The 26776-nt window shown below is 46.9% G+C and carries 24 protein-coding genes and 1 pseudogene; 16 read left to right on the top strand and 9 right to left on the bottom strand.

Going from position 1 to position 26776, the window contains the following annotated elements:
* Positions 1-251 precede the first annotated feature (251 nt).
* Both ACWGXJ_RS23220 and ACWGXJ_RS23215 read left to right on the top strand, forming a co-directional pair.
* Complete coding sequence (locus tag ACWGXJ_RS23220) at positions 252-1736, top strand: phytoene desaturase family protein (RefSeq protein WP_452567672.1); 1485 nt, start codon at positions 252-254, stop codon at positions 1734-1736.
* Positions 1737-1761: 25 nt separating this feature from the next.
* Positions 1762-2376, top strand: a complete 615-nt coding sequence (locus tag ACWGXJ_RS23215; protein ID WP_250266852.1) for a TetR/AcrR family transcriptional regulator — start codon at positions 1762-1764, stop codon at positions 2374-2376.
* 28 nt (positions 2377-2404) lie between these two features.
* Here the strand turns inward: ACWGXJ_RS23215 and ACWGXJ_RS23210 are convergent, their stop codons facing one another.
* The 3 genes from ACWGXJ_RS23210 to ACWGXJ_RS23200 all read right to left on the bottom strand — a co-directional run bounded on the left by ACWGXJ_RS23210 (position 2405) and on the right by ACWGXJ_RS23200 (position 4211).
* Positions 2405-2812: a hypothetical protein gene (locus ACWGXJ_RS23210; protein ID WP_452567671.1), complete on the bottom strand. Its 408-nt coding sequence runs from the start codon at positions 2810-2812 to the stop codon at positions 2405-2407.
* 68 nt (positions 2813-2880) lie between these two features.
* A complete protein-coding gene (locus ACWGXJ_RS23205; RefSeq protein WP_452567670.1) occupies positions 2881-3831 on the bottom strand; it encodes an SMI1/KNR4 family protein in 951 nt (316 codons plus the stop codon).
* A 17-nt stretch (positions 3832-3848) separates the two neighbouring features.
* Positions 3849-4211, bottom strand: coding sequence for a hypothetical protein (locus ACWGXJ_RS23200; protein ID WP_452567669.1), 363 nt, complete (start codon positions 4209-4211; stop codon positions 3849-3851).
* Positions 4212-4502: 291 nt separating this feature from the next.
* Here ACWGXJ_RS23200 and ACWGXJ_RS23195 point away from each other — a divergent pair, with 291 nt between their 5' ends.
* Positions 4503-6140, top strand: a complete 1638-nt coding sequence (locus ACWGXJ_RS23195; RefSeq protein ID WP_452567668.1) for a DUF6138 family protein — start codon at positions 4503-4505, stop codon at positions 6138-6140.
* On the opposite strand, the gene ACWGXJ_RS23190 is transcribed toward ACWGXJ_RS23195, so the two are convergent.
* Both ACWGXJ_RS23190 and ACWGXJ_RS23185 read right to left on the bottom strand, forming a co-directional pair.
* Positions 6130-6489, bottom strand: coding sequence for a DUF7716 domain-containing protein (locus tag ACWGXJ_RS23190; protein WP_452567667.1), 360 nt, complete (start codon positions 6487-6489; stop codon positions 6130-6132). The two genes, ACWGXJ_RS23195 and ACWGXJ_RS23190, sit on opposite strands and share 11 nt — an antisense overlap.
* Positions 6470-7129 (bottom strand): hypothetical protein, encoded by a 660-nt coding sequence (locus tag ACWGXJ_RS23185; protein ID WP_250240659.1) that lies wholly within the window; start codon positions 7127-7129, stop codon positions 6470-6472. The genes ACWGXJ_RS23190 and ACWGXJ_RS23185 overlap by 20 nt, the downstream gene beginning before the upstream one ends.
* A 376-nt stretch (positions 7130-7505) precedes the next feature.
* Between ACWGXJ_RS23185 and ACWGXJ_RS23180 the strand changes: the two genes are divergently transcribed.
* The gene (locus ACWGXJ_RS23180) at positions 7506-8045 is read left to right on the top strand and encodes a hypothetical protein (protein ID WP_452567666.1); all 540 of its coding nucleotides are present in this window, start codon (positions 7506-7508) and stop codon (positions 8043-8045) included.
* Positions 8046-8086: 41 nt separating this feature from the next.
* Here the strand turns inward: ACWGXJ_RS23180 and ACWGXJ_RS23175 are convergent.
* From ACWGXJ_RS23175 to ACWGXJ_RS23160, 4 genes and pseudogenes are all read right to left on the bottom strand, one after another.
* Positions 8087-8419 (bottom strand): annotated as a pseudogene (locus ACWGXJ_RS23175) (hypothetical protein); the annotation flags it as partial.
* Between the two features lie 302 nt (positions 8420-8721).
* Positions 8722-9351 carry a hypothetical protein gene (locus ACWGXJ_RS23170; protein ID WP_250260229.1) on the bottom strand — a complete coding sequence of 210 codons (630 nt, stop codon included), beginning with the start codon at positions 9349-9351 and terminating at the stop codon, positions 8722-8724.
* A gap of 241 nt (positions 9352-9592) precedes the next feature.
* Positions 9593-10237: an immunity 50 family protein gene (locus ACWGXJ_RS23165; RefSeq protein WP_250266845.1), complete on the bottom strand. Its 645-nt coding sequence runs from the start codon at positions 10235-10237 to the stop codon at positions 9593-9595.
* A gap of 39 nt (positions 10238-10276) precedes the next feature.
* Entirely contained in the window at positions 10277-10570 is a 294-nt protein-coding gene (locus ACWGXJ_RS23160; RefSeq protein WP_452567665.1) for a hypothetical protein, read from the bottom strand.
* A gap of 364 nt (positions 10571-10934) precedes the next feature.
* On the opposite strand from ACWGXJ_RS23160, the gene ACWGXJ_RS23155 reads away from it, so the two are divergent.
* The 12 genes from ACWGXJ_RS23155 to ACWGXJ_RS23100 all read left to right on the top strand — a co-directional run bounded on the left by ACWGXJ_RS23155 (position 10935) and on the right by ACWGXJ_RS23100 (position 26716).
* Positions 10935-12584, top strand: coding sequence for a DEAD/DEAH box helicase (locus tag ACWGXJ_RS23155; protein ID WP_452567664.1), 1650 nt, complete (start codon positions 10935-10937; stop codon positions 12582-12584).
* A 208-nt stretch (positions 12585-12792) separates the two neighbouring features.
* Positions 12793-13695, top strand: a complete 903-nt coding sequence (locus ACWGXJ_RS23150) for a cation diffusion facilitator family transporter (protein WP_013312377.1) — start codon at positions 12793-12795, stop codon at positions 13693-13695.
* Positions 13696-13786: 91 nt separating this feature from the next.
* The gene (locus tag ACWGXJ_RS23145; protein WP_452567663.1) at positions 13787-14800 is read left to right on the top strand and encodes an LCP family protein; all 1014 of its coding nucleotides are present in this window, start codon (positions 13787-13789) and stop codon (positions 14798-14800) included.
* A gap of 150 nt (positions 14801-14950) precedes the next feature.
* Positions 14951-16114, top strand: a complete 1164-nt coding sequence (locus tag ACWGXJ_RS23140; RefSeq protein ID WP_039271613.1) for an AI-2E family transporter — start codon at positions 14951-14953, stop codon at positions 16112-16114.
* A gap of 104 nt (positions 16115-16218) precedes the next feature.
* On the top strand, positions 16219-17238 hold the full coding sequence (locus ACWGXJ_RS23135) for an LLM class flavin-dependent oxidoreductase (RefSeq protein ID WP_452567662.1): 1020 nt from the start codon (positions 16219-16221) through the stop codon (positions 17236-17238).
* A 428-nt stretch (positions 17239-17666) separates the two neighbouring features.
* Positions 17667-18560 carry an ABC transporter ATP-binding protein gene (locus tag ACWGXJ_RS23130; RefSeq protein WP_039271609.1) on the top strand — a complete coding sequence of 298 codons (894 nt, stop codon included), beginning with the start codon at positions 17667-17669 and terminating at the stop codon, positions 18558-18560.
* Positions 18561-18572: 12 nt separating this feature from the next.
* Entirely contained in the window at positions 18573-19376 is an 804-nt protein-coding gene (locus ACWGXJ_RS23125; RefSeq protein WP_061832021.1) for a hypothetical protein, read from the top strand.
* Between the two features lie 87 nt (positions 19377-19463).
* Entirely contained in the window at positions 19464-19940 is a 477-nt protein-coding gene (locus tag ACWGXJ_RS23120; protein ID WP_039271605.1) for a glutathione peroxidase, read from the top strand.
* 390 nt (positions 19941-20330) lie between these two features.
* Positions 20331-21692, top strand: a complete 1362-nt coding sequence (locus ACWGXJ_RS23115; protein ID WP_069290565.1) for an FAD-dependent oxidoreductase — start codon at positions 20331-20333, stop codon at positions 21690-21692.
* Between the two features lie 387 nt (positions 21693-22079).
* Positions 22080-22913 (top strand): formate/nitrite transporter family protein, encoded by an 834-nt coding sequence (locus ACWGXJ_RS23110; protein WP_322172895.1) that lies wholly within the window; start codon positions 22080-22082, stop codon positions 22911-22913.
* 373 nt (positions 22914-23286) lie between these two features.
* On the top strand, positions 23287-25419 hold the full coding sequence (locus tag ACWGXJ_RS23105; RefSeq protein WP_452567661.1) for a molybdopterin-containing oxidoreductase family protein: 2133 nt from the start codon (positions 23287-23289) through the stop codon (positions 25417-25419).
* A gap of 46 nt (positions 25420-25465) precedes the next feature.
* On the top strand, positions 25466-26716 hold the full coding sequence (locus ACWGXJ_RS23100) for an MFS transporter (RefSeq protein WP_069290563.1): 1251 nt from the start codon (positions 25466-25468) through the stop codon (positions 26714-26716).
* Positions 26717-26776 lie beyond the last annotated feature (60 nt).

Raw genomic sequence — 26776 nt, 5'->3', positions numbered from 1 at the left:
TGGAATCTGACAAGTGAAAGCGCTACATTTTTGGGTGTTTTTTTAAAAAAAAGTTTTACTTTCGTTACGGATGATTCTACAAAAATCCTTAAAGCAGCTTGCAATTAGAAGTAGATAGATCAAACTCATGGTATTCATCTATAGCGGGCAACCAAGATACCGGGCTTTTCAACGGTAATATTGTGGTATATAATCTCCTTAACTTAACAGTGTTAACTTATATAACGATGTTAACAAAAGGGGATGAAATCATGAACCCATACGATGTTATTGTCATCGGTGCAGGACTGGGTGGCTTGTCCTGTGCAGCAAGACTTTCCGCGCTCGGTTACCGAACAGCTGTTTTTGAAAGCCATACTTTAGCTGGCGGTTTCGCAACTGAATTTACAAGAAAGGGATATACCTTTGATGTCTCCTTGCACGGTGTCGGCGGACTCGAGGAGGGCAGCTTCGGTCGACTGTTAAAGGACTGCAATGCGGACCAGCGAATTGTTCCCCTCCGCAAAAAGCACCCGTACTCCATTCGTTGGGAAGGACAGACCATTGATATTCCGTCCGATGTTCAGGAGTATGTGCAGCTCCTCAAAAACATGTTTCCCGCTGAGGTGGCAGGCATTGACAGTTTATTCGCGGGCATTCGCCGTTTTGAAACAGGCTTTTCTGCTTTTTCTACTCTCACTTCCTGGCGCAAGGCGGTTGGCCTGCTCAAAGCAGGAACCTTCTTCCGTTGGACGCAAATGACGACCTGGGAAGCTGTAAGACAATTCGGGTTGTCTGAACGATTCACGGAATTTTTTACCGCGCTGTGGGCCTATTATGGATTGCCTCCAAAGCGGCTTGCGGCCTTGTATTTTTTCATTCCCTGGATCGGCTATCATTTGGAGGGGACGTACTACATTGAGGGAGGCGCACAGGCTTTATCCAATGCATTGGTTTACGCTATTAAGTCAGCGGGAGGAGAAGTTCACCTGCGCAGTCAAGTATCTGAGATTATACTCGAACGCGGTAAAGCAGTTGGAGTCCGTCTGAAAAAAGGCGATGTATATAAAGCCAACTGGATTGTGTCTGGTATCAGTCCCCATCATACGTATGGCCGCCTACTGGAAAACCATGATGCTGCCCGTCGTGAGCTGGAAGCTGTCAGCAGTCTGGAGACTGGCACGTCTCTCACCCAGCTATATCTGGGATTATCATGTGAGCCTTATGAGCTTGGCATCACCGAAGAAGACTTAATCCTGTGCAATGAGCCGGATTCGGAAATAGATTATGAAGTTATGATGAGCGGCCAGTATACCAAAGGCAACTGGATGCTCACGAATTATAACGCCATGGACCCTAAGCTCAATGAACCGGGAAAGGGTGTCATTGCAATTACATTTTTGGACAGATTGGAGAACTGGCCTGCCGCACGTCCCGAATATAAAGCCAAAAAAGAAGCCGTGACACAGCAGATACTGGGATGTCTAGAACAGCTGTATCCGGGTTTTCGCAGCAAGGTAGTGGTGGCCGAGTTGGGCACACCGCGCACGATGCAGCGTTATACCGCTAATCCCGACGGGGCCGTTTATGGCTACGCACAAACGGTCCGGCAGTCCGGTATAAAAAGACTGAAGCACAAATCAGCCGTGAATCGTCTGTCATTGGTAGGGGCCTGGACACAGCCTGGGGGCGGGTTTCAAGGGGTTATGAACTCGGGTATAATGGAAGCTGATCGTATCGCCGCCAAATTGGGGTAGGCAGAAAGGGCAAGTACATCTACTCATGAAACATATCAAACGCCGAGAACGTGAAAGCAGTGAGATCCGCCGGAAAATCATTGAGGCCGCCCGGTCGCTTTTCCTGAATCAAGGATATGCCGAAGTCTCCATGCGCAAAATTGCGGATCAGATCGAATATTCACCAACAACTATTTATCATTATTTTGCCAATAAGGAAGCCGTGGTCCGTGAACTGCTGGTAGAAGGAAATACCTTGTTCCTGCAGGCTCTTCAGCGGCGTGTGGATGAAGCACAGGCAGCGGGATTGAACGCTCTGGACACACTGAAAACGGTATCTGATGCGTATGTTCGTTTTGGAACGGCTAACCCGGAATATTACAACATCCTGTTTATCAGCAACCTGGAATCTGTAAGCTTGGTCAGCCTTATAGACAGTGGGCGTTTTAAAGGCTTTGAGTTGCTTGAAACTGGGCTCAAAGCCGCTATGGAGGAAGGCTGCATCATGCAAGGAGATGAGCGCCTGATCGCCAGATCCGTATGGAGCATGCTGCACGGATTGACTTCTTTGCTCCTGAATTTTGAACTTCCTATGGCAAAATCCAATGATGAATTGATCGCATTCACTATAGATACTTTCCTCAGGGGGTTAAGCCGCTGACGCAGCGGCTAACTTTCTTTACCTCGCATCACTGTACATGCGGATCCGCGTCTGAAAGCTGCTTAAGCACGGCTTCAATGCGACGTTTATCTTTTTTGAGCATAACGAGCTGCAAAGAAGCAAGAAGCAGATCTGAGATATTGGCCCAAGCGTCTGCTTCCAGAGCGGGAAGGAGATCCCGATGAATCATGATATCCAGCGCCTCCGTTGCAATTTTCTGATGAAGCTCGCTATCGGATAGCCATTCAATCAACTGCTCAGCTGTAGGACGGGAGTGAGCGAAAAGTATTGCCCAGCCATCCACCGGATGATTGACTTTATCCCGCATCCAGTTAATGATCTGGGGTGAACGAAAATGCTGTAGCCGCCCATTAGCGGTGTATCCTTCTAATTTGTTTTCTGCAGCCGAATCCTGTAGCAGGTAGATTGCAAACACATACCAAGCCTTCCTGCTCGGGTAGGCAACGGGCGCTCAGATAGGCACGTGTGGACACAAATGCACCCTTAGCATGTAGGGTATTGTTTTGAGCTAAAGATGTCCATGCTTGCGCGGTTTCCGGTTCCCACAAGGAGCGGACCCAAAGCGGCCCCCATCCCCGCGGTCTCCCCTACCAAAACGGCCCAAGTAGAGAATGGAACCTGGCTATGCTGAATGCTCTGCCAGTGCTGCTCCCAGGCAAGAAAAATATCCTTTGGATCATAGGCTTGAAAAGCCTGCAACACAGCAGGATGATCTACGCCATGCATGGTGGTGTAATGGATCAGCGTCTCCAACGATTGCGCATCCTCCAGTTTCATCGTGCAAAACATGTTCAACCAGCGTAGCCAGAGTTGCAGTGGTAGGCTGTTTAGCTGAATGCCATGCTCATCGGCCACTTTAAACCAATCCCATAGCCATAGCCCATGCAAGGTGAGCATGGTGTCTATATAGGCAGGTAGATTTTCCGCAAGCAGCGTGAACTGGTCCAACTCGTGATGATAGCAGAACACCGCTGGCTCTGTAGTGGATGTCGCCATATCAAGCAGTATCGGATCACCCGCACCATTATAATTAAGGATCAGATATCGTTGCTCGTCCACTACCGAGTCGGTATCTTCCCCATAGGATGTAAAATAGCCAATATACTCATGATTCCAGCCAAACTCTCCTGTGATATCGTCTAGGATACTCTGCTCTTGTTCAAGATCATTGCTGTTTTTATATGAACACTCCGGTCCATCAGCTACAATACAGTGTGGGGGGAGGCACCATAGTAAATTTAAGCTGCCACACCGCTGTATTAATTCAGACAGGGAGGCAGGCAAAGGCATCCGCAGCCGTTCCTCCAGCTCAGTTAGTTCACCTGTAGAAATCCCCTCCGTCCATTGGTATACCACATCAGGCATCCCACTTTGTCTCAGACGATCAACGACTTGTTCCAGTTTTTCTAAGGTTTGTGCAAAATGTACTGTCATTCGTATTTGTCCTCCTCTTACTCTACAACCCGACAATGCTCTTTTTGCAAGAATGCTAGAATTTCATCACGAAGTGCTATCGCTTTCGGTTCATAAATGATCGCCACTTCGCGTCCATATGCATAGTTAAAACGCACGTATCCGCCTAGAGTCTGAAGAAAAGCCATGCAGATATGCTCATTTTCAATCCATAGGTTTGAGGCAAAATGCTGTTTAAACCGCTGAGCCAATGCTTGTATGGATGCCGGAGCGAAATCCAGGGCTTGCTCGTTCGGATGGGCTGGATTGTAGGCCTCGGTCGTATCCGGGGGATTAAACAGTAGGACTGTTGCGGCTTTGTCTGGGCTGACAGGTTCGAAATAATGGGGAAATGGTTCCATCTTTCCGAATTCATCCCGTAAAATATGTTCCAGTATTTCTGTGAATGGGACTTGAACATCTAAAGTCTTCGTAGTAATGATCTCCGAGTGTCGTGGCAGCCACCGTCGTATGTTGTGTGGAAACCCAATACATGTAGGATGCACCTGCTTTCCGGCACTCTATCTATAGGGATAGAGATCAAAAGTAAATGAGAGATATGCTATAATTAGGAAATAAAATAGTTATAGATTAGTCTATCTTAATTCCATAGGAACTACAATTTGTGAGGGGACGAAGGAGGAACACATCTTATGACAACATCAGGGGTACAAGCCTACATAGATCCAATTTTTGAGGCGATTGATGAGGCGTACGCTTCTGAGCAAAAGCGCATCGCCGAAATCCAAATCAAAAGTGTCCTTCACGAAGGAATTCATGAATATTTAAAAGTTACCTGTAAGAAGGATGGGTTGTGGGTGGATACCTACGAACCGTTTGATTGGGATCATCGTAGACCGGACATGGAGATTTCTGGTTTTACGGAGGGGGTAACACTGCAGCAGGTTCAGGACGAATGGATGCCTGTGTTTAGGGAACGGATAGAGGCGCTATTTAATTCGGAAGAATTCAGTTCCGTGTTCTTTCGTTATCGACTGGATTTTCATCTGGAAGTGGTCTTGGAGAATAAGGCCAATCAATTTACATTCTCACTCCTAAATGAAGATAAACGGCAGCAACTGTTAGCCACTATCCAGCAGTTTGTGAAGCAGAAGCTCAACCCCTCCAGTAAAGCTATCCCGAAGGAAGAGGACGATTTCTTCTTAGTGAGACACTTGCTTGATCCTCATTTGTACGCTATAGATGCCCAGCGTGTGGATGAGTTGCTCCATATAATTGATGCCAAAGTGAAGGTCAGCCGCAAGCGTGAGGAAGCATGGAGGTATCAGCTCAGCAGTGGCTTAAAGCATTGGGCTGAAGATGAATTTTTGCTGAAGTATGCGGATCGGGAAAAAAGCTATGGGTTGGATTATAAAGTGAAGCCCGATATTCTCCCTTCGGAAATTCCCGCGCCAGCCATGGAGATGTTCCTGTTTACCGCGATGCGGGTGGGTTCGACCGATGCCGATGCACGGCAGAAATATTTGGAGATTGCTGCACAGCTAGGCTCGGAGCAGGCTTCCGTGTGGCTTGAGAGCGGATCAGGAAGCATCCCAGCGCTACATACAAGCGAGCGAGTCATCTGCCAAGCCAATGATATTTTGCAAACATTGGAGGTTCAGATTCGTTCAGAGGAAGAAGAAAGCTATAGACAAGCACTTGTATATTTATGCGATATTTTAAAGAAGGGCTTTACCAAGGAATATCGGATGAAGTTCAAAAGCAAGGTGAAAAACTACCTGCCTGTACCCAAGTTGGCTAAATCTACGCTACATCGTTTCTTCGCCAATGCACTTGAGTATCCGTCGCTGCATCCGTTGCTGGCTGAATATGCCGAAACCGTGATGGAAGAATTCAAATGGTATAACGATGTAGAGCCCGGTGAAAAGTCGGCGATGCCGGGAACCTATGCGGTAATGGGATTAGGACTGAAAGGAACGAACTATTTCCCATTAGTGAATCATTATATGAAGCTGGTGGACAGTGAACATCAGTCCGTACAGGACGGTTACGCGGCTGCCTTTGCCGAAGCGCATGGGCTAACACCTGACACGATCCCCGTTTGGACGAGGATTCTACTGGCAAGCAACGAGTCTGCCAAACCCCTGAAGTCATCCGGAATCGAAACTGTAGAGCAGGCACAGGTACTGGTGGAGGAGCTTGAGAAGCTGGAAGACTATGAACAAGAGGTGCTTGTTTATCGTATATGGGGTGGCGCGAAGAAACTAAAAAACAGCCTGAAGCAGGCTGTCCCTGAGGTAAAAGAGTTGCTGGAGACGCTTATTCCATAAAAGCATCATATTCATGATAATATCGCAGTCCCTGCGCAATGCGTTCAATATCCGGCTCGCTTCCGCTGTGGCGTAACACTTCAATGACATCCTGTACAGTCGCCACCTCCAGCCAAGATTGCACGTGATGGTCTGGCAGAGATGCAGGGATACTTTCATCACGATGATTGGTGACGGTGAGACCGGCATCCTCCAGCTCCCACAATTCTTCCTCGGGAATGATGTAGTAGGTAGAATTGAGCGGATTACTTTGGACATGTTTTAGATTGGCAAATATCCATTCATTGATTTCTGTTTGGTCAACAGCATGGACCAGTGCTTCAAGGCTGTCAAAAGTTTGTATGCTCATGTATGGAGGCTCCTCTCTTAGCCGCTGGCTTATGCTGTAGCTTTTGTAATATCTTTAAGATGGCCTGGCGATTCTTCGCATCCTTAATGTACTTGGGAATGGAATGGGAAGCCGTACGCATCATACCGGATGTAGGCTTTTCCCGCAACTCGGCAGAAATATAGGAGAGCAGGTAATTCAGGTGTATCCGGTTAAGAGCCCAGACAGGTTTACCCCGATAGTAATCAAGGAAGTACAGTTGGAGCTGGAAAATAGGGTCTTTTCCGTTTTGAATCACGTCCGTATGCCATTCGCGTGATTGAACACGATGCACCGGAACCTGATTGCGTGTCTCACAGTGCGGACAGTTTATATTCGTATTTTTATGGAGTTTCGTTCGGTCATCGTGGATTTCGATATTAAAATACCGCTCGCAATGGTTGCATACGCCGCGTGCATAGAATGTATAAGATTCTGGCTGCTGATACGTGTAGTAACAATGAGAGCATCGAACAACGTAATAACATTCTTTTTTGGATCTGGAAATAAAAGCTTGACCCTGACAACGGGGACAGTGAACAGCTACTTGTTCTCCTCTCCGGATCACGGCGGCAAAGTCATATTTATATCCATGTTCATCTTTGAAGCGCTTTTGCTCCATATTCGTTCCTCCTTTTCGGAAAGAGCGTAAAAACGTACATTTTATGATTCATATGTTATAATATTCCTCAACAACAGAATGGCTTAGATGGGCGGTCGGCTAGTCTCCTGTAAAGGAGGTGACGGTCCTGATTCTTTCCTTCCATAAAAAGAAATAGACCGCCCTCGACAAAGGCAAGCGGTCTATTTCAATGATCATCCTTTGACACGGCTACCGCCCTTAAAAAGCGGCTGTTGCCAAAGAGTGAGGATGTTGACGCATCTTCACTCTTTTTTTAGAATATACATCTTATTCCCATTTTAACACTTGAAAATGGCCTTTTCAATGCACCGAAGGGTGAAAAGGTGAATAGGACGTGCAAAAGGAGAGGGCGAACATGAGCATTTTTACAGGGCTGCAACGTCCGCAGTTTCAGGCTTATTATGATGAGACTTTTCTAATAGAACATCGTTTTGAAAATGGTATGGGTTTTCCGCCTTCTTATATAGATTATGTCAAAACTCTTGGTTACGGGCGACTATGCGGCTTATGGAACATTCATATTCCTCTTGGCGATCACCCGGATTCATGGCTTCATCGTTATCATGACTGGCGGGCCTGGTTTGATGATTTACTCGAATCGGAAGAGGTTTTACAAGAAGCGGCGCTGGAGCCAGATGGCTTTCCAGAACTTTTGGAGCATGCGGTTCCCTTCGTTTCCAGTGAAGGGAATGACCTGCTGATTTGGGATATTCAATCGCCTGATGAACGGGGAGAATTCCCAATCTATGCTTTGAATCTACGCACATGGGGCAATTTTCGGTATGCAGCCTCGGATTTGTATAGCTTCATCGAAGCGTTGGTGGATGAAGAGCGCGTGAAGTCGGTATTGGGCACAGATCGTACACCATTCCCTTATACATTCGAGCCTTTTTAACAACGCTTTTTTGAATCTACCATACAGTGCGCAAATCACCTGACATAGGGCAGCAGGGGAGTGCGATTGTTCTGCTGTTCCTTGGTATAAGCTTCGCATAGGAGAGCATCGTAACCATGGCGGGTTCCATCAAAAATCACGATTTGTTCACCTGTGACTGCATCTTCTGCAATAATGAGCTGGGGTGCAAATTCAGTTACAGCGATTAGCTCGTCCATAAACTCTCCATAATAAAAAATGTGGAATTTCGTATGTCCGGCCTGTGAACGGAGCTTACCTGTCCACTCCTGCTCGACCCATGCCTCCGGGTTCTCGGGTACAACCCAACCTTCCAAATAAGCCGGTCCCCATTTAGGATTATGTATTTCTGTCATCAGTAGGCCTCCCTTTCTGCTCGTTGAGTCGTTCAATTACCTGGTTAAAAAACGTTGTAAAGTCTGTTGCCACCAGATACAAATGTCCACATTGGGCCTGCTCTGCAACATCATAGTTCAGTTTGTCATCATAAGCATGAAGATGTGTGCGGTCCCAGTAGTACACATACGGGGTGTATTCATTACATATCAGAACGTAAAAATTGTCGCCCGCATCTGCACCAATCAACAAAGCGTTCTCGACATGATTGATTTCATCCAGAAATTCATTATTAATCGCTAGCGGTGCATCATTTGTGAGATCATGTCATAGATAAGGTGACGATTTTGTTGTTCTCATCCACATCTACCTTCACATTCACTCCCAGCTTGTCCTTAAACAGCTTACTGATATTGATATAGTCATCCTTTACCGCACGGCTTGATCTACCGGTTGTGCGAGTCATTCCAGCGGTGATGATGGAACGGACGTATGTTTTATCGAGCTTGGCTTCGGGATTATAGGTATAAATAATCTGTTCCTGCTGATTGTAATAATGGGTTAATTCCGTGTAGTCGTTAGCATTCTCATACTGCTTTTCCTCACGCACATACTCAGGATGATCCATGGTGTAGTGGACTCCCCCATCCAGAAAAGGATTTTCCTTGGAGGGTCGGAGTTCATATTGTCCGTAGGCTAGTTGAAACAGATACTCTATGCCTGAGCCCTCCGCCTGATAGTAGAGCTGACGATTGTCCCCTTTTTTATCTATAGCGGTATAACTGCTAATTAAAGGCCAGGCATCATACTTTTTATCCTTTACCTCAATGGCAAGCTTGTAATGTACAAGCACCTTTTCATTTTGAAATAATCCAAAGCTGCTCATAATAAAATAGGCAGGCACACATATAATTCCGATAATCAATATGAATATAAATATTCTTACACGCATAAGTAGAGTGATTCTCCTTTGGTTGTCGATGATGTGGAAAGCTCCCGTTTGGCAGATGCACCGAATTCCTCATGCTGCAATAATTGCTTATAGAGCATGTTCTGCGAAAGGCATGCTTTTATGTACGCGAAGCAGTACGAAAGCGGCCTCCTTGACTAAGATATATGTATCACTGCGGATCAACTCTCATGTCTGTAGCTCGATAAAGCTTCTTCCGGTCCGCCACCCTCCAGCTTCCTGTTTATTCATTCAGTTCCTTAATCTCTGCGCGGATACCTCTGCACAGAAAGCTACCTGACAGTCCCGACAAGGCATCGATATCAACGACCATGTCTGCTTCTTCATAGCGGAAATCAAGCTGCAAGATGATGTTTTCTGTTTCTACAGGAGTTAATACATGTTCTTTGGTTTCCAGAAATGTAAAAGTCACTGCATAGCGTGGGACGTCTTTTGCTGGAGCTTCAGGGATTACAGGTGCCTCAGCCGAAGGCTCCAGATCCGGTGATCTAGGGACAAGCACGCTAGCGTAGGATAGCTCGATCGTCAGTGTAATCTGGTCTTTCGTCATATTAGCAGCCGTAATTCGGTCATAATGAAAGGGAGGAAAATAGCCGAGCTTTTCAACAATGCTGTCTGCACCTTGAATAGAAACGGTTGGAGAGAAAGCCAGTTCCAGTCCGATGGACCCTGCCAGTTGGTCTTCATATTCTGGATTGATACGTACAAGGGCTTGTTCCGGCTCTACTTTCAAAATCGTGCCTATAAAATACTGTTTGCCATGGATCAGAACAATATCATGCGGAACGAACGGCAACGCTCCCCCCGCTTGATAATGAATGAGATATTCGTTCTCTTTTTTTTCAACCTTTTGAACTTGAATTTGCATAAATTGCAGCCTCCTAGGGTTAATGGTATGGCGGATTGTTTAAGTGTGTGGTAAAGGGAACGGAGCCCACGATTGAAAAACATACTTCATATCCGGTGTATCCTGTTCGAGCATAAATGGAACAATATCCATAATAGCGAGTGCTTTACTGCCAGCATAAAAGTTACGCGGGCTGTGTAGCAGCTTGTGTGCCTTTAACCACTGGCTCAGCTTCATCATAACGTCTTCGACGATTGCTTGGTCGATATTTTCATAAACGTCCTGACGGATTGAAACGAGCATGCCGCAATGATTAGAAGGGCACATGGGGTCATTGGACAAAAGAATGTACACTTCCGGCGTTGTCCCTTTGGTATATGACGGAATTACCAATTCTTATACCATAATATATGACATGAAGATCGAATTCACCTTTTACATCGACTGTGGTACTGTTCATTAAAATCGTTTGGAAACCAGTTCAACTTCGCGTATACTAGGAAAGTCATACATGGAACGGGCCTGAGCCGCATGGCGGCCGTATGTTGGTTACATGAACAGATTCAACGATAACGGATAAGCTCCCTTCCTGAAAAGGGTAGAATGAGAACCGATACAAAAATGGGAATTCTGAACTATGGAACGATAGATGTCATATGGCACATGAACCTATTTTACGTGACACATATTGAATACAGATAAGGGAAGTGAATACCACTTGAAGAATTTTGCAGCATTAGGCGTAGAGCAGCATTGGGTAGAAGCCTTGAAAGAACAGGGAATTTCATCCCCAACTCCTGTACAGCAGGAGTCGATTCCACTGTTGATGGAAGGTCAGGATGTTATCGCCGAGGCACATACGGGAACCGGGAAGACGCTTGCGTTTTTACTGCCGATTCTACAAAAGCTGAATTTGGATAAGCGACACCCACAGGCGCTCGTGATTGCACCTACGCGTGAACTGGCGCTCCAGATTACGGAGGAAGCAAAATGCTTGGCTGCTACGGAGCCGAACCTGTCATTACTGGCTGTATATGGAGGACAGGACGTAGAGCGTCAGCTTCGTAAACTGAAAGGCGGCGCACAACTGATTATTGGTACACCTGGGCGACTGCTGGATCACCTGAGACGTGGCACGCTGGATCTGGGTGGCATTAAAATGCTAGTCCTGGACGAAGCCGACCAAATGTTACACATGGGCTTTTTGAACGATGTGGAGACGATTCTTCAGGAGGTTCCTTACCGGAGACAGACGATGCTGTTTTCCGCTACGATGCCAGCCGGTATTCGCAAGCTGGCTCGTGTATATATGAACGAACCCGTAGATGTCAAAGTGAAATCCGCTTCTTCCGTTCCGGTGAGCCAAATCCGTCAGGTCGTTGTGCAAACAACAGACCGTGGTAAGCAACAGGCATTGGTGGATATGCTGAATACAGATCGTCCGTACTTGGCTGTTATTTTCTGCCGTACGAAGCGACGGGCTGCCAAACTGAACGAAGAACTGCAAGAGATGGGCTTCGAGAGCGGTGAGCTTCACGGAGATTTGTCCCAGAACAAGCGGGAGCAAGTGATGAAGGCATTCCGGGAAGCGAAACTCCAATTGCTCGTAGCGACTGATGTAGCTGCACGCGGCTTGGATGTAGAAGGCGTCACGCATGTCTTTAACTATGACATGCCGCAGGATGCCGAAAGCTACATCCACCGCATCGGGCGTACCGGCCGTGCCGGAGGCAAAGGCGTGGCAGTGACGCTCGCGACGCCAAGGGATGTTCCAGAGCTTCGGAACATCCAAAGAGTTGCTGGTGTCACATTCACCAGCAGTGAGGGCGGCGGACAGCGTAGACCTGCTTCCGATACGGCTGATCGGCAGGGTCGAGAACGCCGCTCGGGCAGAAACGACCGCCGTTCCTACGGCGGCAACGACTCCGGCGGTGGGCGCCGGGGCAGCGGCCGCGAACAGGCGGGCCGTCGTGATGCCACAGGCGGCGAACGTCGCTCTAGCCGCGGCAGTAGCGAGCGTGGCGGATATGACCGCAGCAGCGGTGGTTCTGCACGCGGAGGCCAAGGCCGCTCGACAGGACAAAGCAGCGAGCGTGGCGGGTATGACCGCAGTAGTGGCGGTTCCGCACGCGGAGGTCAGGGCCGCTCGGCAGGACAAAGCAGCGAGCGTGGCGGGTATGACCGCAGTAGTGGCGGTTCCGCACGCGGAGGTCAGGGCCGCTCGGCAGGACAAAGCAGCGAGCGCAGCGGATATGACCGCAGCAGCGGCGGTTCCGCGCGCGGAGGCCAAGGTGGCCGGGGTGGACAAGCCAAAAGCGGCCCGCGTGGTGGTCAAGGACAAGGAGGCCGTCGCGGACGGTCCAGATAGTTAAAACAGGAGTATTCTCATAGAATGCTCCACTATGGTTATCATAATAGCCCCGGGGAGGCTCATCTTCCGGGGCTATTGTAATCTTCATCCATACCGCTGAAGGAGCGGCACCATAAGATGACATGAGTAGCGGAGCTACCTTGAAATATACGATTAGCGTTTAGGTTACATTTTTCAAAAGATAAATTTGGAGGGGTTATACATCATGCAGGAACAGGATATGGGCAAGCGCGCCATGGTCTCAGCATGGATCAGCCTGATTAGCAACATCCTATTGACCGGCATTAAGATTATTACAGGACTTATGTTCAACAGTAAGGTGCTGGTAGCCGATGGTGTGCATAATGCCGGAGATGTGATTGCCTCTGCGACGGCACTGGGAGCGATGCGCATATCCAGCCAGCCGCCGGATGAGGATCATCCTTATGGTCACGGCAAAGCAGAAGTGATCGGTGCAAGCGTGGTGGCGGTCATATTGTTTGGAGCGGGCATATTTATCGGCTATCATTCCATTGCAGCACTGTTCGAACCGATGCCACAGGAGCATATACTGGCTTTGGTGGCCGCCATTATTTCCTTGCTCTGGAAACAGTGGCTGTATATTTACACGATTCGTATCGGGAGAGCGGCCAATAGTCAGGGTCTTATTGCAACGGCAAAAGATCATCTCGCTGATGTGTACGCCTCTGGGGCTGCTGTACTGGGTATCGGCTTAGGGCTAATTGGGGAGCACTGGAGCATTTCAATCTTATCTTACGGCGACCCTATTGCGGGATTCGTAGTGGCATTGCTAGTTCTGAAATTGGCGTGGGAAATGGGCCGTGAATCCATAGATGTACTTATGGAAAAAGCGATTGCAACGGAGGAAATTGAAAGCTACGCCGCAGCCGCACTGAGTGTAGCCGAGGTTCAACGTATTGACCGTATCCGTGCCCGTGAGCACGGCCATTATATCATCGTGGATATCCGCGCTTCAGTGGATGCCTCTTTGACGATTCAGCAGGGACACGATATTATCCGACTGATTAAGGGGGCTGTTATGAAGCGGGAACCGCGGGTTTATGAGGTGCTTGTCCATTTGAATCCATGGTATGCGGACGACCACTAGAACAGACGACACGAATTGACAGATAACTTGCAGGAAGGGTATGCTTTTAAAAGCCGAACGATGATGAATAAAAGTGAGGTTACCCGAAAATATGCGAAAATATTTAAAATGGTTAGGCATTTCTGTGACTGCGGCGGTTCTTTTAGTGGGCGGTTATTATACGTATTCTATATATCATTTTACGAATCAAATTTCGGTTGCTTCCGGACAGGATTCGAAATTCAAACCCCAGGCACAAACTCAAACCAATGTACAACCTGTAGAGGTATCGCTCCCACCGGAATGGGATGGGACAGAAAGAGTGAATATTCTGCTGCTAGGCGGCGACTCCCGTGGAGAGGATTCAGGGCGTTCTGACTCCGTTATGGTTGCTTCTATTGATCCGGTTACGAAAAAGGCTACACTTATGTCGATTCTTCGTGATACGTACGTCAATATCCCAGGTCATGGGCAAAGTCGATTGAATGCTGCTTTTTCCTACGGTGGACCGGATTTGACCAGACAGACCGTGAGCGGCCTGTTGGGGATACCGATTCAATATTATGTATATACTGATTTTAATGGCTTTATTGCGCTGGTTGATTCTGTGGGTGGTATTGACCTGGATGTCGAAAAAGATATGCACTATACCTCCAAGGCAGATAAACACCAGTTTGATATTGATTTGAAAAAGGGAATGCAGCACATGGACGGTAAAACAGCCTTGCAATATGTACGCTTCCGTCATGATGCAACTTCCGATTTTACGCGTACGGAGCGGCAACGCAAATTCATTACCGAGCTTGGCGGTAAAATTCAGTCAACCTCATCTCTAATTAAACTGCCGAGTATTTTAAATAGCATTTCTCCTTATATTGAAACGAATCTCAGCACTACGGAAATGCTGCAATTGGCTTCATTGGGCTTTAATATCGATGCAACAACAGTAGCGAAGCAGCAAATCCCGCCGAATGAATTGGTACGCGGTGAAACCATTAAGGGTGCGCAGGTGTTGGGTGTAGACGAAAGAAAGCTCAAGCGCTTCATACAGAATCTTTTTGAACAGGAGAACAAACCTGTGACCACGACGGTGGATGCTGCAACCACGATAAATGATACTCCATAACCCTCGAAAGCAAGCGAAGTTCGTACGATGACGTACAACTTTGTTTGCTTTTGTGTTTATTTGGGTATAACCTTGTATATTTTGTTCCAAAAATATATCGTATCTATGAAGAACGTCTACTCATTTGTGTAAAGAGAAGGGGAATGTGGTGTGGAAATAACTCCGGCATGGAAAGACCGATTCAAGAAGTTTTTTCTGAACAACAAGTTTGTGTTATTCCTGCTGGTACTGCTGCTGATCGGCTTGAATATCTTGGTGCTTACCAAAATTTCATACATATTCACACCTGTCATGGTGCTGTTAAAAACGATAATTCTCCCTGTCATTTTATCCGGCGTGTTGTACTATCTGTTCAACCCGTTGGTTGATGTATTGGAGCGTAACAAGGTGAAACGAATATACTCCATTGTTGTACTGTTTTTGCTTATTATAGGGGTTATTGCGATTGTGGTTACATCGGTGGTACCTGTAATCCGCGATCAAATACAGGGGCTTATCCAGAATTTCCCTGCCTATAGCGAGCAAGTACAACGACAATTCGAGAAACTGATCGGCAGCGATTTTGTAAACCAGTTCCAGAACACCATTCAAATTAATCCATCTGAGCTGGCCTCCAAAGCTTCTGAAAAGTTATCTAGCTTTATTAATAATGCATGGACGGGTGTGGGCAGCTTTTTGGGCGTGGTTACAGAAACGGTACTTGCGATTGCCACGGTTCCATTTATTCTGTTCTACTTGCTAAAAGATGGACACAAGCTGCCACAGTTTATCCTGAAAATGCTCCCGCCTATGTTTCGTAAAGAAACAGATCGCATTATGACCGAGATGAATCATCAGGTCAGTTCCTATATTCGTGGGCAGATTATTGTCAGCTTCTGTATTGGGGCGCTGTTGTATATTGGTTACCTAATCATTGGATTAGACTACTCTCTGACGCTTGCAGTCATTGCATCCTTTACGAGCGTTGTCCCCTACTTAGGTCCCGTCATTGCCATTACACCTGCGTTAATTGTAGCCTTGGTCACCTCACCGATTATGCTGCTCAAGATGGTTATCGTGTGGACAGTCGTACAGCTCATTGAGGGTAAATTAATTTCTCCACAAATTATGGGCAAATCTCTTCGGGTACATCCGATCACGATTATCTTTGTTATTCTGACCGCAGGCAATTTGTTTGGTGTGGTGGGAATTGTACTGGCGGTTCCGGGGTATGCTGTCTTGAAAGTAATCGTTACACATTTGTATAGTTTCTTTAAAAAACGTTCGCATCTCTATGAGGCGGATAAAGGGAACGCAAGTCTTTACGAAAAATAAAATTTTCCACTATAAAATGGATATGGGCCCCTCTTGGGTAACTGTGGCTACGCGTGCTATAATTAATGCCTATCCTTATTCCCAAATAGAAAGGTCAGACTTTTATGATAAAACTCAGCATTCTTGACCAATCTCCGGTATCGGAAGGCATGACGCATGCGCAGGCATTACAAAAGACCGCTGAGCTTGCTATAGAGGCGGAACGCTTGGGTTATCATCGCTTTTGGGTATCAGAGCATCATTCTGCCGCAAATCTCGCAGGCTCCAGTCCGGAGGTACTGATTTCACATCTGGCCGCACGTACCTCAACCATTCGAGTGGGGTCGGGTGGTGTGATGCTGCCCCATTACAGCGCTTATAAAGTAGCGGAAAACTTCCGTGTGCTGGAGGGATTGTATCCGGGACGCATTGATTTAGGTCTGGGACGAGCGCCCGGAGGAATGCCCATTGCTACCAGAGCCCTGCAAGAAGGCAAAATGCGAGGTGGTGTAGATCTATACCCTGAGCAGTTGGATGACCTGTTAGCTTATTTACATGACAGCACAGGCAATAATCACCGTTTCGGTTCGCTACAGGCGATGCCGCTTATAGAAACTGTACCGGAAATGTGGTTGCTCGGCTCCAGTGGTGATAGCGCAGGTCTGGCAGCCGAGCGTGGCGTGGGCTTTGCGTTTGCGCAGTTCATTAATGGTGAAGGCGGCACAGGGGCTATGAAGGAATACCAGGAAAGCTTCCACCCTTCCCAGCATAGTGACCAACCACGTTCACTTGTTGCCGTATTTGCGATCTGTGCGGATACCGAAGAGGAGGCGAATCGGTTGGCTTCCAGTATGGACTTGTCTCTTGTTCTATTAGAGCAGGGAATGCGCTCCGCTGGAACACCTTCCGTCGAAAAGGCACTGGCGTATCCGTATACGCCGTTTGACCGGATGCGGATTCGTGAGAATCGCAAACGTATGGTGGTCGGTTCGCCCGAACAGGTGAAGCGTCAGATTGAGCGATTAAGTAAGGACTATAATGCACAGGAGATCATGGTTGCGAGCATTATTCACGACTTTGATGCCAAAATGAATTCTATACGTCTCATGGCTGAAGCATTTGGACTGTCTTCTGTACAGTCATAATGCGATTCGCCGTATTTAAAAGATCACAGCTTCGAGGAGCTGTGATCTCAGAGTGTCGAGAAAGTCCAAAGGACTTTCCGGCACTTTATTTTTTATTTGGGGAGACTCAACTTTTAAAACAAAAATCGATTTAAAACGATCTGAGGACCCATTTTTAATTGATCAAAATGACCATTTTAAACCTCATTAAAAAAACAGGGGGTTTCTCGACAGCCTGAGATCACAGCTTCGAGGAGCTGTGATCTTTTTTTGAATTTTTTGAGGGAATATTGGATGATATGCACTGTATGATATAGGAAATAAACCAGTTAACACTTGATAATGATTATCAATATCTTTATTATATAAAGATAGAATGAAGTTTTGATGAAAGTCGTGCGTTAAGCCCGTGACTATATATATTGGATAAGGGAAAGGGATGATTCCAAATGTTTCGTCTGAAAACGGCAAATCTGGATATTGCTTATGAAGATCGATTGATTGTAGAAGATCTGAACGTAGAAATACCGCAAGGGAAAATCACAGCCTTGGTGGGCGCAAATGGTTCTGGCAAGTCCACCATTCTGAAGACGATGGCTCGCATCATGAATCCTAAGGGCGGCAGTGTTCTGCTTGACGGTAAATCCATTCATAAGCAATCCACCCGGGAAGTAGCTAAGCAGCTGGCTATTTTGCCACAAAATCCGACTGCACCGGAAGGATTAACCGTGACGGAACTGGTATCTTACGGACGTTTCCCCTATCAAAAAGGTTTTGGTTCTATGAAAGCGGAAGATCGCAAAATGGTGGAGTGGGCCATTCAAGTAACGGGAATGAGCGAGTTCCACGATCGTCCGATTGATCAGCTTTCTGGCGGTCAGCGTCAGCGTGCCTGGATTGCTATGGCGCTTGCGCAGGATACGGATATTTTGTTTCTGGATGAGCCGACGACATTTTTAGATATGGCACATCAACTGGAAGTGCTGCATTTGCTAGAGTATCTAAATACTTCGGAGAAGCGCACCATTGTTATGGTCGTGCATGATTTAAACCATGCCGCCCGATATGCTCAGCATATGATTGCAATCAAAAAAGGGAAGGCCGAGGCGGTAGGAACTCCAACAGAGGTTATGTCCCCTGATGTGCTGCGTGAGGTGTTCGGGATCGAGGCGGATATTGTAACAGATCCTCGTACGGGTGTACCGCTCTGTCTTCCGTATGCTTTGGCTGGACAGCCTGCGGTGAGCCAAGCAGTAAAAGAAATGAATGTGGAAGATAAGAAACTCGTAGGTTCTGTTGCTGAGCGGCGTGATGCTAGAGCACAAGTAGCGGCAAGAGGTTAAAGAGGACATACCATGAAACCACTGGATTACGATCAGCTTGAGCAACTAGGGAAAATAGTGAGAGTCACGCCGGAAGATGCAGTATATTCCGGACCAGTGGCCGAATGGCTTGAACCAGAGAAGATCCGTTCTGTGATGGAGTATTACGGCGATCTTCTGCGTGCTGAAGACGATTTAACCGCAGCCGTTTATTTTGTGAACCAGTTGCGTGGTCTCGTGTTTGCACAGCATTTTATGGTGTCACTGTGTGAACGCCGTTTGGATCTGTCCGTATCTAATCTCAGATTTCATATTTGTTATGAAGGTCAATATCCCTCTATTAGCCTCCAGGTCATCGACCTCACAGAGCTGGACAATACGCGGAACAATGGGGATGACCATTCTTCCGAACAGGCTCAGCAAGTGTTACGTGACTTTTACAGTTTGCAGATGCGGCCCATAATGGAGGCAATAGCTGCAGTGGGAAGCGCATCTATTGGGCAAATGTGGGGACAGTTTCCGTTGACATTGCTGTATTTTAAGGATAGAGTACAGCCATCGTTGACTGATCCTCAGGATGTGGAGCGCTTTGAACAAGATTATATTTATGTGACACGTGAGCTGAAGGGAGCGGTATTCGGGCGTAAAAGAAATCCGTTTACGGTTCGTCTTATTGAATTGGACAATCCTTACCGCCCCGGTGAAAATACCTACATGAAACCGTCCTGTTGCCAATATTACAAGACAGGTGGAGGCCAGCGGTATTGTTATGCTTGCCCAAAAATGTCCGCTTCCGAACGTGAACAACGCAGACTCGAAGTGATGGCATCACGGTAAAGGATCTGCGGATGTTGGCATGTCCGTCACGTTTTGGTTAAAATAGGTTATGTAACCTAAACCAAGCGACACGAAGGAGGATGCTGTATGTCTGTTTATTCACATAATGCCGTAACACCAGCGAATCAGGAGGTTTCTCTGGATACTTACACCGGTAAGGTGCTGGTTATTGCGAATACCGCCAGTAAATGTGGACTTACCCCGCAATATGGGGATTTGCAAAAGCTTTATGATGAATATAAGGATCGGGGATTAGTTGTATTAGGCTTTCCTTGCAACCAATTTGGCGGTCAGGAGCCGGGCAGCAGCGAGGAAGCGGCTGAATTTTGCCAACTGAATTACGGGGTTAGTTTCCCGGTATTCGCCAAAGTGGACGTCAACGGACCGGATACAGCGCCTCTGTTTGAATATTTGAAAAAGCAACAGCCTGGAGAACAGGAAGATGGAACAATTCAGTGGAATTTCACGAAATTCATTGTGAATCGTGAAGGTGTACCTGTGGGTCGTTTTGAACCGAAGGAGTCACCAGAAGCGATGAAAGCAGCCATTGAGCAATTGTTATAGTAGCTTTGCCTTAACTCCAAAGTATATGTTTAAAAAGGTCTGATTTCCTGCGTGTCTCCGGGAAACGGACCTTTTTTTGTTCTCTACATGTGCATTTGTTTAAGGGGGGCGCATCATGTGAAAGTCGATTCCAAGGGCATAATCAGGGGGCTTACAGGGAAAACTGAATGGAGCAAAAAAATATTTCAGCAAACCGTTGATTTTGTATATCCTTTCTTTTTTAAATGTGGACAAATTGTGAATATCACGAAAAGCTATTGTAATGTGAAAAATATCACACTATAATAAGCGCATGAAGTGAAATAAATCACAAACGCAAACGAGCTGTTTACGTGAAACTATTCACAATTATTATACATTTTATGCCCACACACCAAGGAGGAATTTTACATGAAAGTAGCAGTTATCGGATGTACACACGCAGGCACGGCAGCTATCGTCAACACAGCTAAATGTTATCCAGATGCAGAAATTACCGTTTACGAGCGTAATGATAATATTTCATTTTTATCTTGTGGTATTGCCCTGTATGTAGGTGGTGTCGTTAAAGATCCACACGGCCTGTTTTATTCGTCTCCAGATCAACTGTCTGACTTGGGTGTAGTGACCAAGATGCTTCACGAGGTAACGAGTGTGGATACGGCAGGCAAGACGCTGCATGCACGTAATCTCCAAACAGGTGAAGAATTTACAGACACATTTGATAAATTGATTGTGACCACAGGATCATGGCCCATTATTCCAAAGCTGGAGGGCATTGAACTTGATCATATTTTGCTCTGTAAAAACTATAATCATTCCAATGATATCATTGAGAAAGCCCAGCACGTACAGAACATTACAGTCGTCGGGGCTGGATACATTGGTGTTGAACTGGTAGAAGCTTTCCAAATGAACGGTAAAAACGTAACGCTGATCGACAGTGCTGATCGTATATTGAATAAGTATTTGGACCATGAGTATACAGACCGGATTGAAAGTTCCCTGAAGGAACATGGCATTAAGCTGGTACTTGGCGAAACGGTGAGTCGTTTTGAGGGTACGAACGGTAAGGTGAGTAAAGTCGTGACCTCTAAAGGAGAATATGAAACAGAGCTTGTTATTCTCTGCATCGGTTTCCGACCTCAAACGGATCTGCTCAAAGGTCAGGTAGATATGTTGCCTAACGGTGCGATCATTGTGGATAACTATATGCAAAGTAGCTGCCCGGACGTGTTTGCAGCAGGTGATAGTTGTGCAATCCGCTATAATCCGACAGGTAAAACGGCTTATATCCCTTTGGCAACCAACGCAGTTCGTATGGGTACGCTGGTAGCACGTAATCTGGTACAACCAACGATTGCCTACATGGGAACCCAAGGAACTTCGGGTATCAAAATTTACGAAGACAATATCGCAGGAACAGGCTTGACGGAAGCGGCGGCAACGGACGAAGGCATGACTGTAGAAGCTGTAACCATTGAGGACAGCTACCGGCCTGAATTTATGCCAACCTCCGAAAAGGTATTACTGAAAGTGGTATATGAGCAGGAGACACGAAGAATTTTGGGGGCTCAAATTATGTCGAAGGTGGATTTGACGCAATCCATTAACACACTATCCGTAGCCATTCAAAATCATATGACCATTGACCAGTTGGCCTTTGTCGATTTCTTCTTCCAGCCGCATTATAACAAGCCTTGGAATTTCCTGAATGCAGCAGGCTTGCAAGCATTGCCTACAATATCCGAACGGAACCCAGTTACTGTATAATTAGATTTGTCTGTGACATTGTTCATAAGTTTGTCAACAATCTGAGACGTACGGACGAATCCTTATAGTACAATATAGAGTAGCATAAGGATTAGGGGGTAAGTAGCTTATGGATTTGTTTTATATCCTTTTTCTTGTAGTCGTGGCCCTGGTAGGCCTCGGTGGAGTTATTTGGTTCTTGAGAGCAGTTGAAAAGGAAGAATACAACTAAATGTAAAGCGCGTAGTAGCGCAGTAGATGTAATAATACAGAAAGACAGTCCTTTTTCCAAGGGCTGTTTTTTTTATAGTTGAGAAAGTGATTTTTTTCACAAACATAATCACTGATTTTAAATAAAATATGAAAGAAGAATATTTTAGTAAAAAGATATTAAAGGAGCGGGGACATATGGCGAGCTATAAACCGGGGCAAATTGCTGAAAAGACGGTGGAAACAGGAGTGGCCAAGGCGAACAACCCGTGGACTGTGGCGGTGGTACTGGGATTTTTGGCAGGTGCATTTATTGCACTCGGTTTTTTGCTGGATATACGTGTTATTGCAAGTGCGCCTAAAGAATGGGGAAGCATTGCCACCTTTATTGGAGCTGCGGTGTTCCCCGTAGGTCTGGTATTAGTTTTGATCGCCGGCGGAGAATTGCTGACCGGCAATATGATGGCGGTCCCTTTGGCGAGATGGGCAGGACGGATTAAGACAGGAGCCTTGCTTCGTAACTTGGCGATTATTACGCTCAGTAATTTTGCAGGTGCGTTATTCGTTGCATTTTTCTTTGGGCATGTGCTGGGTTTGACAGAAACGGGCCCTTATCTGGACAAAGTGGTGGATATGGCAGGACATAAGCTACATGAAAGCTTTTTGCAGTCTTTTATATCGGGTATAGGATGTAACTGGCTCGTAGCACTGGCTGTATGGCTGGCATATAGCACAGACTCTATCGGTGGCAAAATTATGGGCATTTGGTTTCCAACAATGGCCTTTGTCGCTATTGGATTTCAGCACGTTGTTGCCAATATGTTTCTCATTCCGGCGGCTATTTTTGCAGGCCACTTTTCGTGGGCAGATTATGTTATGAACTTCATTCCGGTCTGGCTGGGAAATTTGGTAGGAGGTAGCCTGTTTGTGGCTGGAGCCTACTGGTTGGCCTATTTGAAAAAGCCTCAAACCAACGCACATCCAGTGAATGAATCTCCAACTACTTCTTCGGTTGCACATCAAATCCGTTGAGTGATCCTGCTTAATTACGGTACTTTAAACAGCAATGAACAAAGCAAATCCGCCATGACAGGCCCGGGGGAACGAAACCTGTCATGGCGGATTTTTTTGGGAGTGGTCCATGATTTGGCATGGAGGATGAGTGTGCTCTCGTCCCATAATGCCTTGATCTCTTTTACCCTCGGTAAGATGTGATGAAACAGGATGTTGAAAAAAAATTATGATTCTAAAAAAATCCGTTTTGCTCTATGCAGCAGACGGATTTTTTTAATATTTTGGAGAGCGGCTGTGTGGGAAAATCCTTCTCTTGCCATAGGCCAAAGCTGTGGATATGATAAGATCAGTGTAATTTTTGGAAACGGTAACGGAAAGGAGCATCAACACTATGGATCATCGCAATAGCGCGCCTCCTGAGGCCACGCTTCAACAAGACTTACAAAGGGGACAGCGGATGACGGAGCAGCAGGACGGAATTTTTCCGGCTGTATGCCCGTTAGATTGCCCGGATACGTGTGGGCTCCTGCTTCACAAGGAAAGTGGAAAGATAGTCAAGGTGACTGGGAACCCGGATCATCCTATTACCAAAGGGGCTATTTGTAACAAAGTTCGCAATATGACGGAGCGGGTATATGATCCTGATCGGGTGCTCTATCCGTTGAAACGTATAGGCCCCAAAGGAGAAGGGAAATTTGAACGTATTAGCTGGGAGGAGGCAGTCGATACCATTACAGGTCGGTTCAAGGAGCTGATACGTATGGACGGACCGGAATCTATTCTCCCCTACAGCTTTTATGGCAATATGGGCGTATTGAGTGTGGATGGAATGGACCGCCGATTTTTTAATGCGCTGGGTTCAAGCCAACTGGATCAGACGATATGTAGCGTGGCAGGGAATGAAGGCTGGGCGTCCGTTATGGGTTTTAAGGGCGGCACCAGCCCGGAGGACACGGAGGATGCAGACCTCATTATTGTGTGGGGTGGAAATGTCATTAGCACGAACATGCATCAGGTCGTTTTGGCTGAGAAAGCACGTAAAAAAGGTGCTAAGGTGGTCGTTATTGACGTTCATCGCAACCGGACGGCGCAATGGGCGGATTGGTTCATTCCGTTATATCCGGGGACGGATACGGCGCTCGCGCTGGGTGTTATGAATGTGCTGTTCGCTCAGGGACTGACGGACGACGAATTTTTACATCGCTACACGGTAGGCCATGAGGAACTGCGCGAGCATGTTAAGACATATACACCAGAGCGAGTTTCGCGGATTACCGGCGTACCGGAAGCGGATATCATCCGTTTGGCGGAAATGTACGGAACTGCGCGAGCAGCGTATATCAATATCGGCAATGGGCTTCAGCATCATGATAATGGCGGTATGAACGTACGTGCGGTTACATGCTTGCCTGCGCTCACTGGACAATGGCTGAAGCACGGCGGGGGAGCGTCACGCTCTAATGGCGCTTATGGCAAGTTTAACGGCGCCAATCTGGCGCGTCCTGATCTGCGACAGAATCCGGATGCCCGGGTGATCAACATGAACCGGATCGGAGAAGCGCTGCTACAGAAGGAACAGCCGATTAAGGCGTTATTCGTATACTGCAGTAACCCCGTAGTTGTAGCCCCCGATTCGGAACGGGTGACTGAAGGATTTGGACGAGAGGATTTGTTCACAGTCGTTCATGACCTGTTTCTTACGGATACGGCCCGTTATGCCGATATTGTGCTGCCTGCAGCGTCTTCCTTTGAAGGTACAGACCTATATAAATCCTACTGGCATCACTATGTTCAGATGCAGGAACCCGTCATTGCTCCACTCGGGGAAAGCAAAAGCAATTATGAGCTGTTTAGCCTGCTCGGACGGGCTATGGGCTTTGACGAAGCTGCCTTTACGGAAAGTGAAGAGGACATGATTGCAGGTGCGCTTGATAATCCAACGAACCCTTATCTCAACGGTGTAACCTTGGAAGCCTTAAAGAGGTCACCTTTTGTAAAGCTCGATATGACGCCAAAGGCTACTTATTTGGATCGTTTAACCACGCCTTCAGGCAAGATTGAGTTGTATTCGGAAAAAATGAAACAGGCAGGTCTGCCCGCGATGCCTTCTTATGTGCCGCTGATTGAAGGGTACGACGGAGAGCATCGACCGCAAGCGGACGAGCGGTATCCATTAATGTTTATTTCATCGCCAAACCATAATTTTCTGAATTCTACTTTTGCTAACTTGCCCAAGCATCAGCGACTGGAGCGGGAGCCCTTGCTACAAATTCACCCGGAGGATGCTCAGACAAGGGACATCGCGGATGGGGACCCGGTTACCGTATGGAATGATCGGGGGACGTATGAGCTGAAAGCGAAAGTCACCGATCTAATGCTGCCCGGTACAGTGATTAGTCAGGGATTATGGTGGGAAGGCAAAGGACGCAGACAGCGTGCCAATGTGTTAACCTCTGATCGACTGTCGGATATGGGACAGGGGGCTACTTTCTTCTCAACGGTGGTGAATGTGAAGCGCCAATGAGATAATGCCTTTTATGGCGTCAGATGCAAAAGGAGAAACAAAAGATATGAAATGGTTGGAGTCTTATCCGAAAGAAGTGAAAGTGTTTCTCGTTGCTAGTCTGATTAATTCCGCTGGAAGTTCCCTGATGTGGCCGTTGGTTAGCATGTATGTGTTTGACGAGCTAAACCGTAGTATGGGAGATGCAGGGATTGCGATTTTAGTGCAATCTCTGGGCGGAATTTTTGGTCAAGTGCTGGGCGGAGCCCTCTATCACCGTATTGGAGCCAAAAAACTGATTGTTGGCTCACTCGCGATGAACGCGCTGGGACTTCTCGCGCTTCCATTTACCAGTGGTCATTGGGTAGCGTTTGTCATCATGATGGGCTTTATCGGCTTTTTTAATGTCGTATCTGTGCCTGCGATTCAGGCCTTTGTAGGTTTTCGTTTTGCTGACCGTCGTGGTGAGCTGTTTAATATTATTTATGTCGCTAACAATATTGGGGTTGCAGTGGGTACGGGATTGAGTGGCGTTCTGGCTGACCTTTCCTATCAGCTCAGCTTTGTGATGAACGGAGTGACTTCTGCGGTATTTGCCGGGTTCTTCTGGTCTTATCTAAGCAGGGTGGATCGGGAAGAGGGAGAAGTGCAGCTCAGTAAGTCCGTGAAAAAAAGAGAGGAAATACCAGCTCGATTGCTGTTTCGTGATACCAGACTGTATCTCTTTGTGGGGTTAGGTTCGCTTTTTTTATGGTTCGGGAATTCGATCTGGAATACAGGAGTGTCTCCCCATATTATTGAGCAGGGCTTGCCTAAAACGATGTATGGATTACTATGGACACTGAATGGTATCCTTATTTTTGCCGCACAACCCATTATTTTTTGGATAAAACGACTGTACGCTCATCACGCTTCAGCGCAAATGACATGGGCCGGAGGATTTTATTTGGCGGCTTATATTGTCATGCTGGGCACACAGAACTATACTGGAATGATATTCGCTATGGTTCTGGCGACCCTGGGAGAAATGCTGATTGCACCTGCCGTTCCAGCATTCCTGTCTGATCATGGAGGTCGGGGTGCACCCTTTTACATTGGGCTTGTGGGGGGCATTGGCGCAGCCGGACGGGTAATGGGGCCTTATATTATGGGGAAGTTGTATGATGGCGGTGGGTTACCGCCTACACTTTGGCTGGCATCAGGCGTAGCGGTGTTGTCGATCCTGTTTTTCGTCTTGCATAGCTGGTTGAACCGTTTCCGGCATCATTCGGATACTTTGGATACTACGACGTCCAAGGTGGATGCTCCCAGTTCTTAAGTCCTAATAAAAGTGCAGTAATATGCTGTGATTATGGTACAATAGTGACGGATGGTTGTA

This window comes from Paenibacillus sp. S33 (genome assembly GCF_053615415.1).
This window is presented reverse-complemented; position numbering and strand designations above follow the sequence as displayed.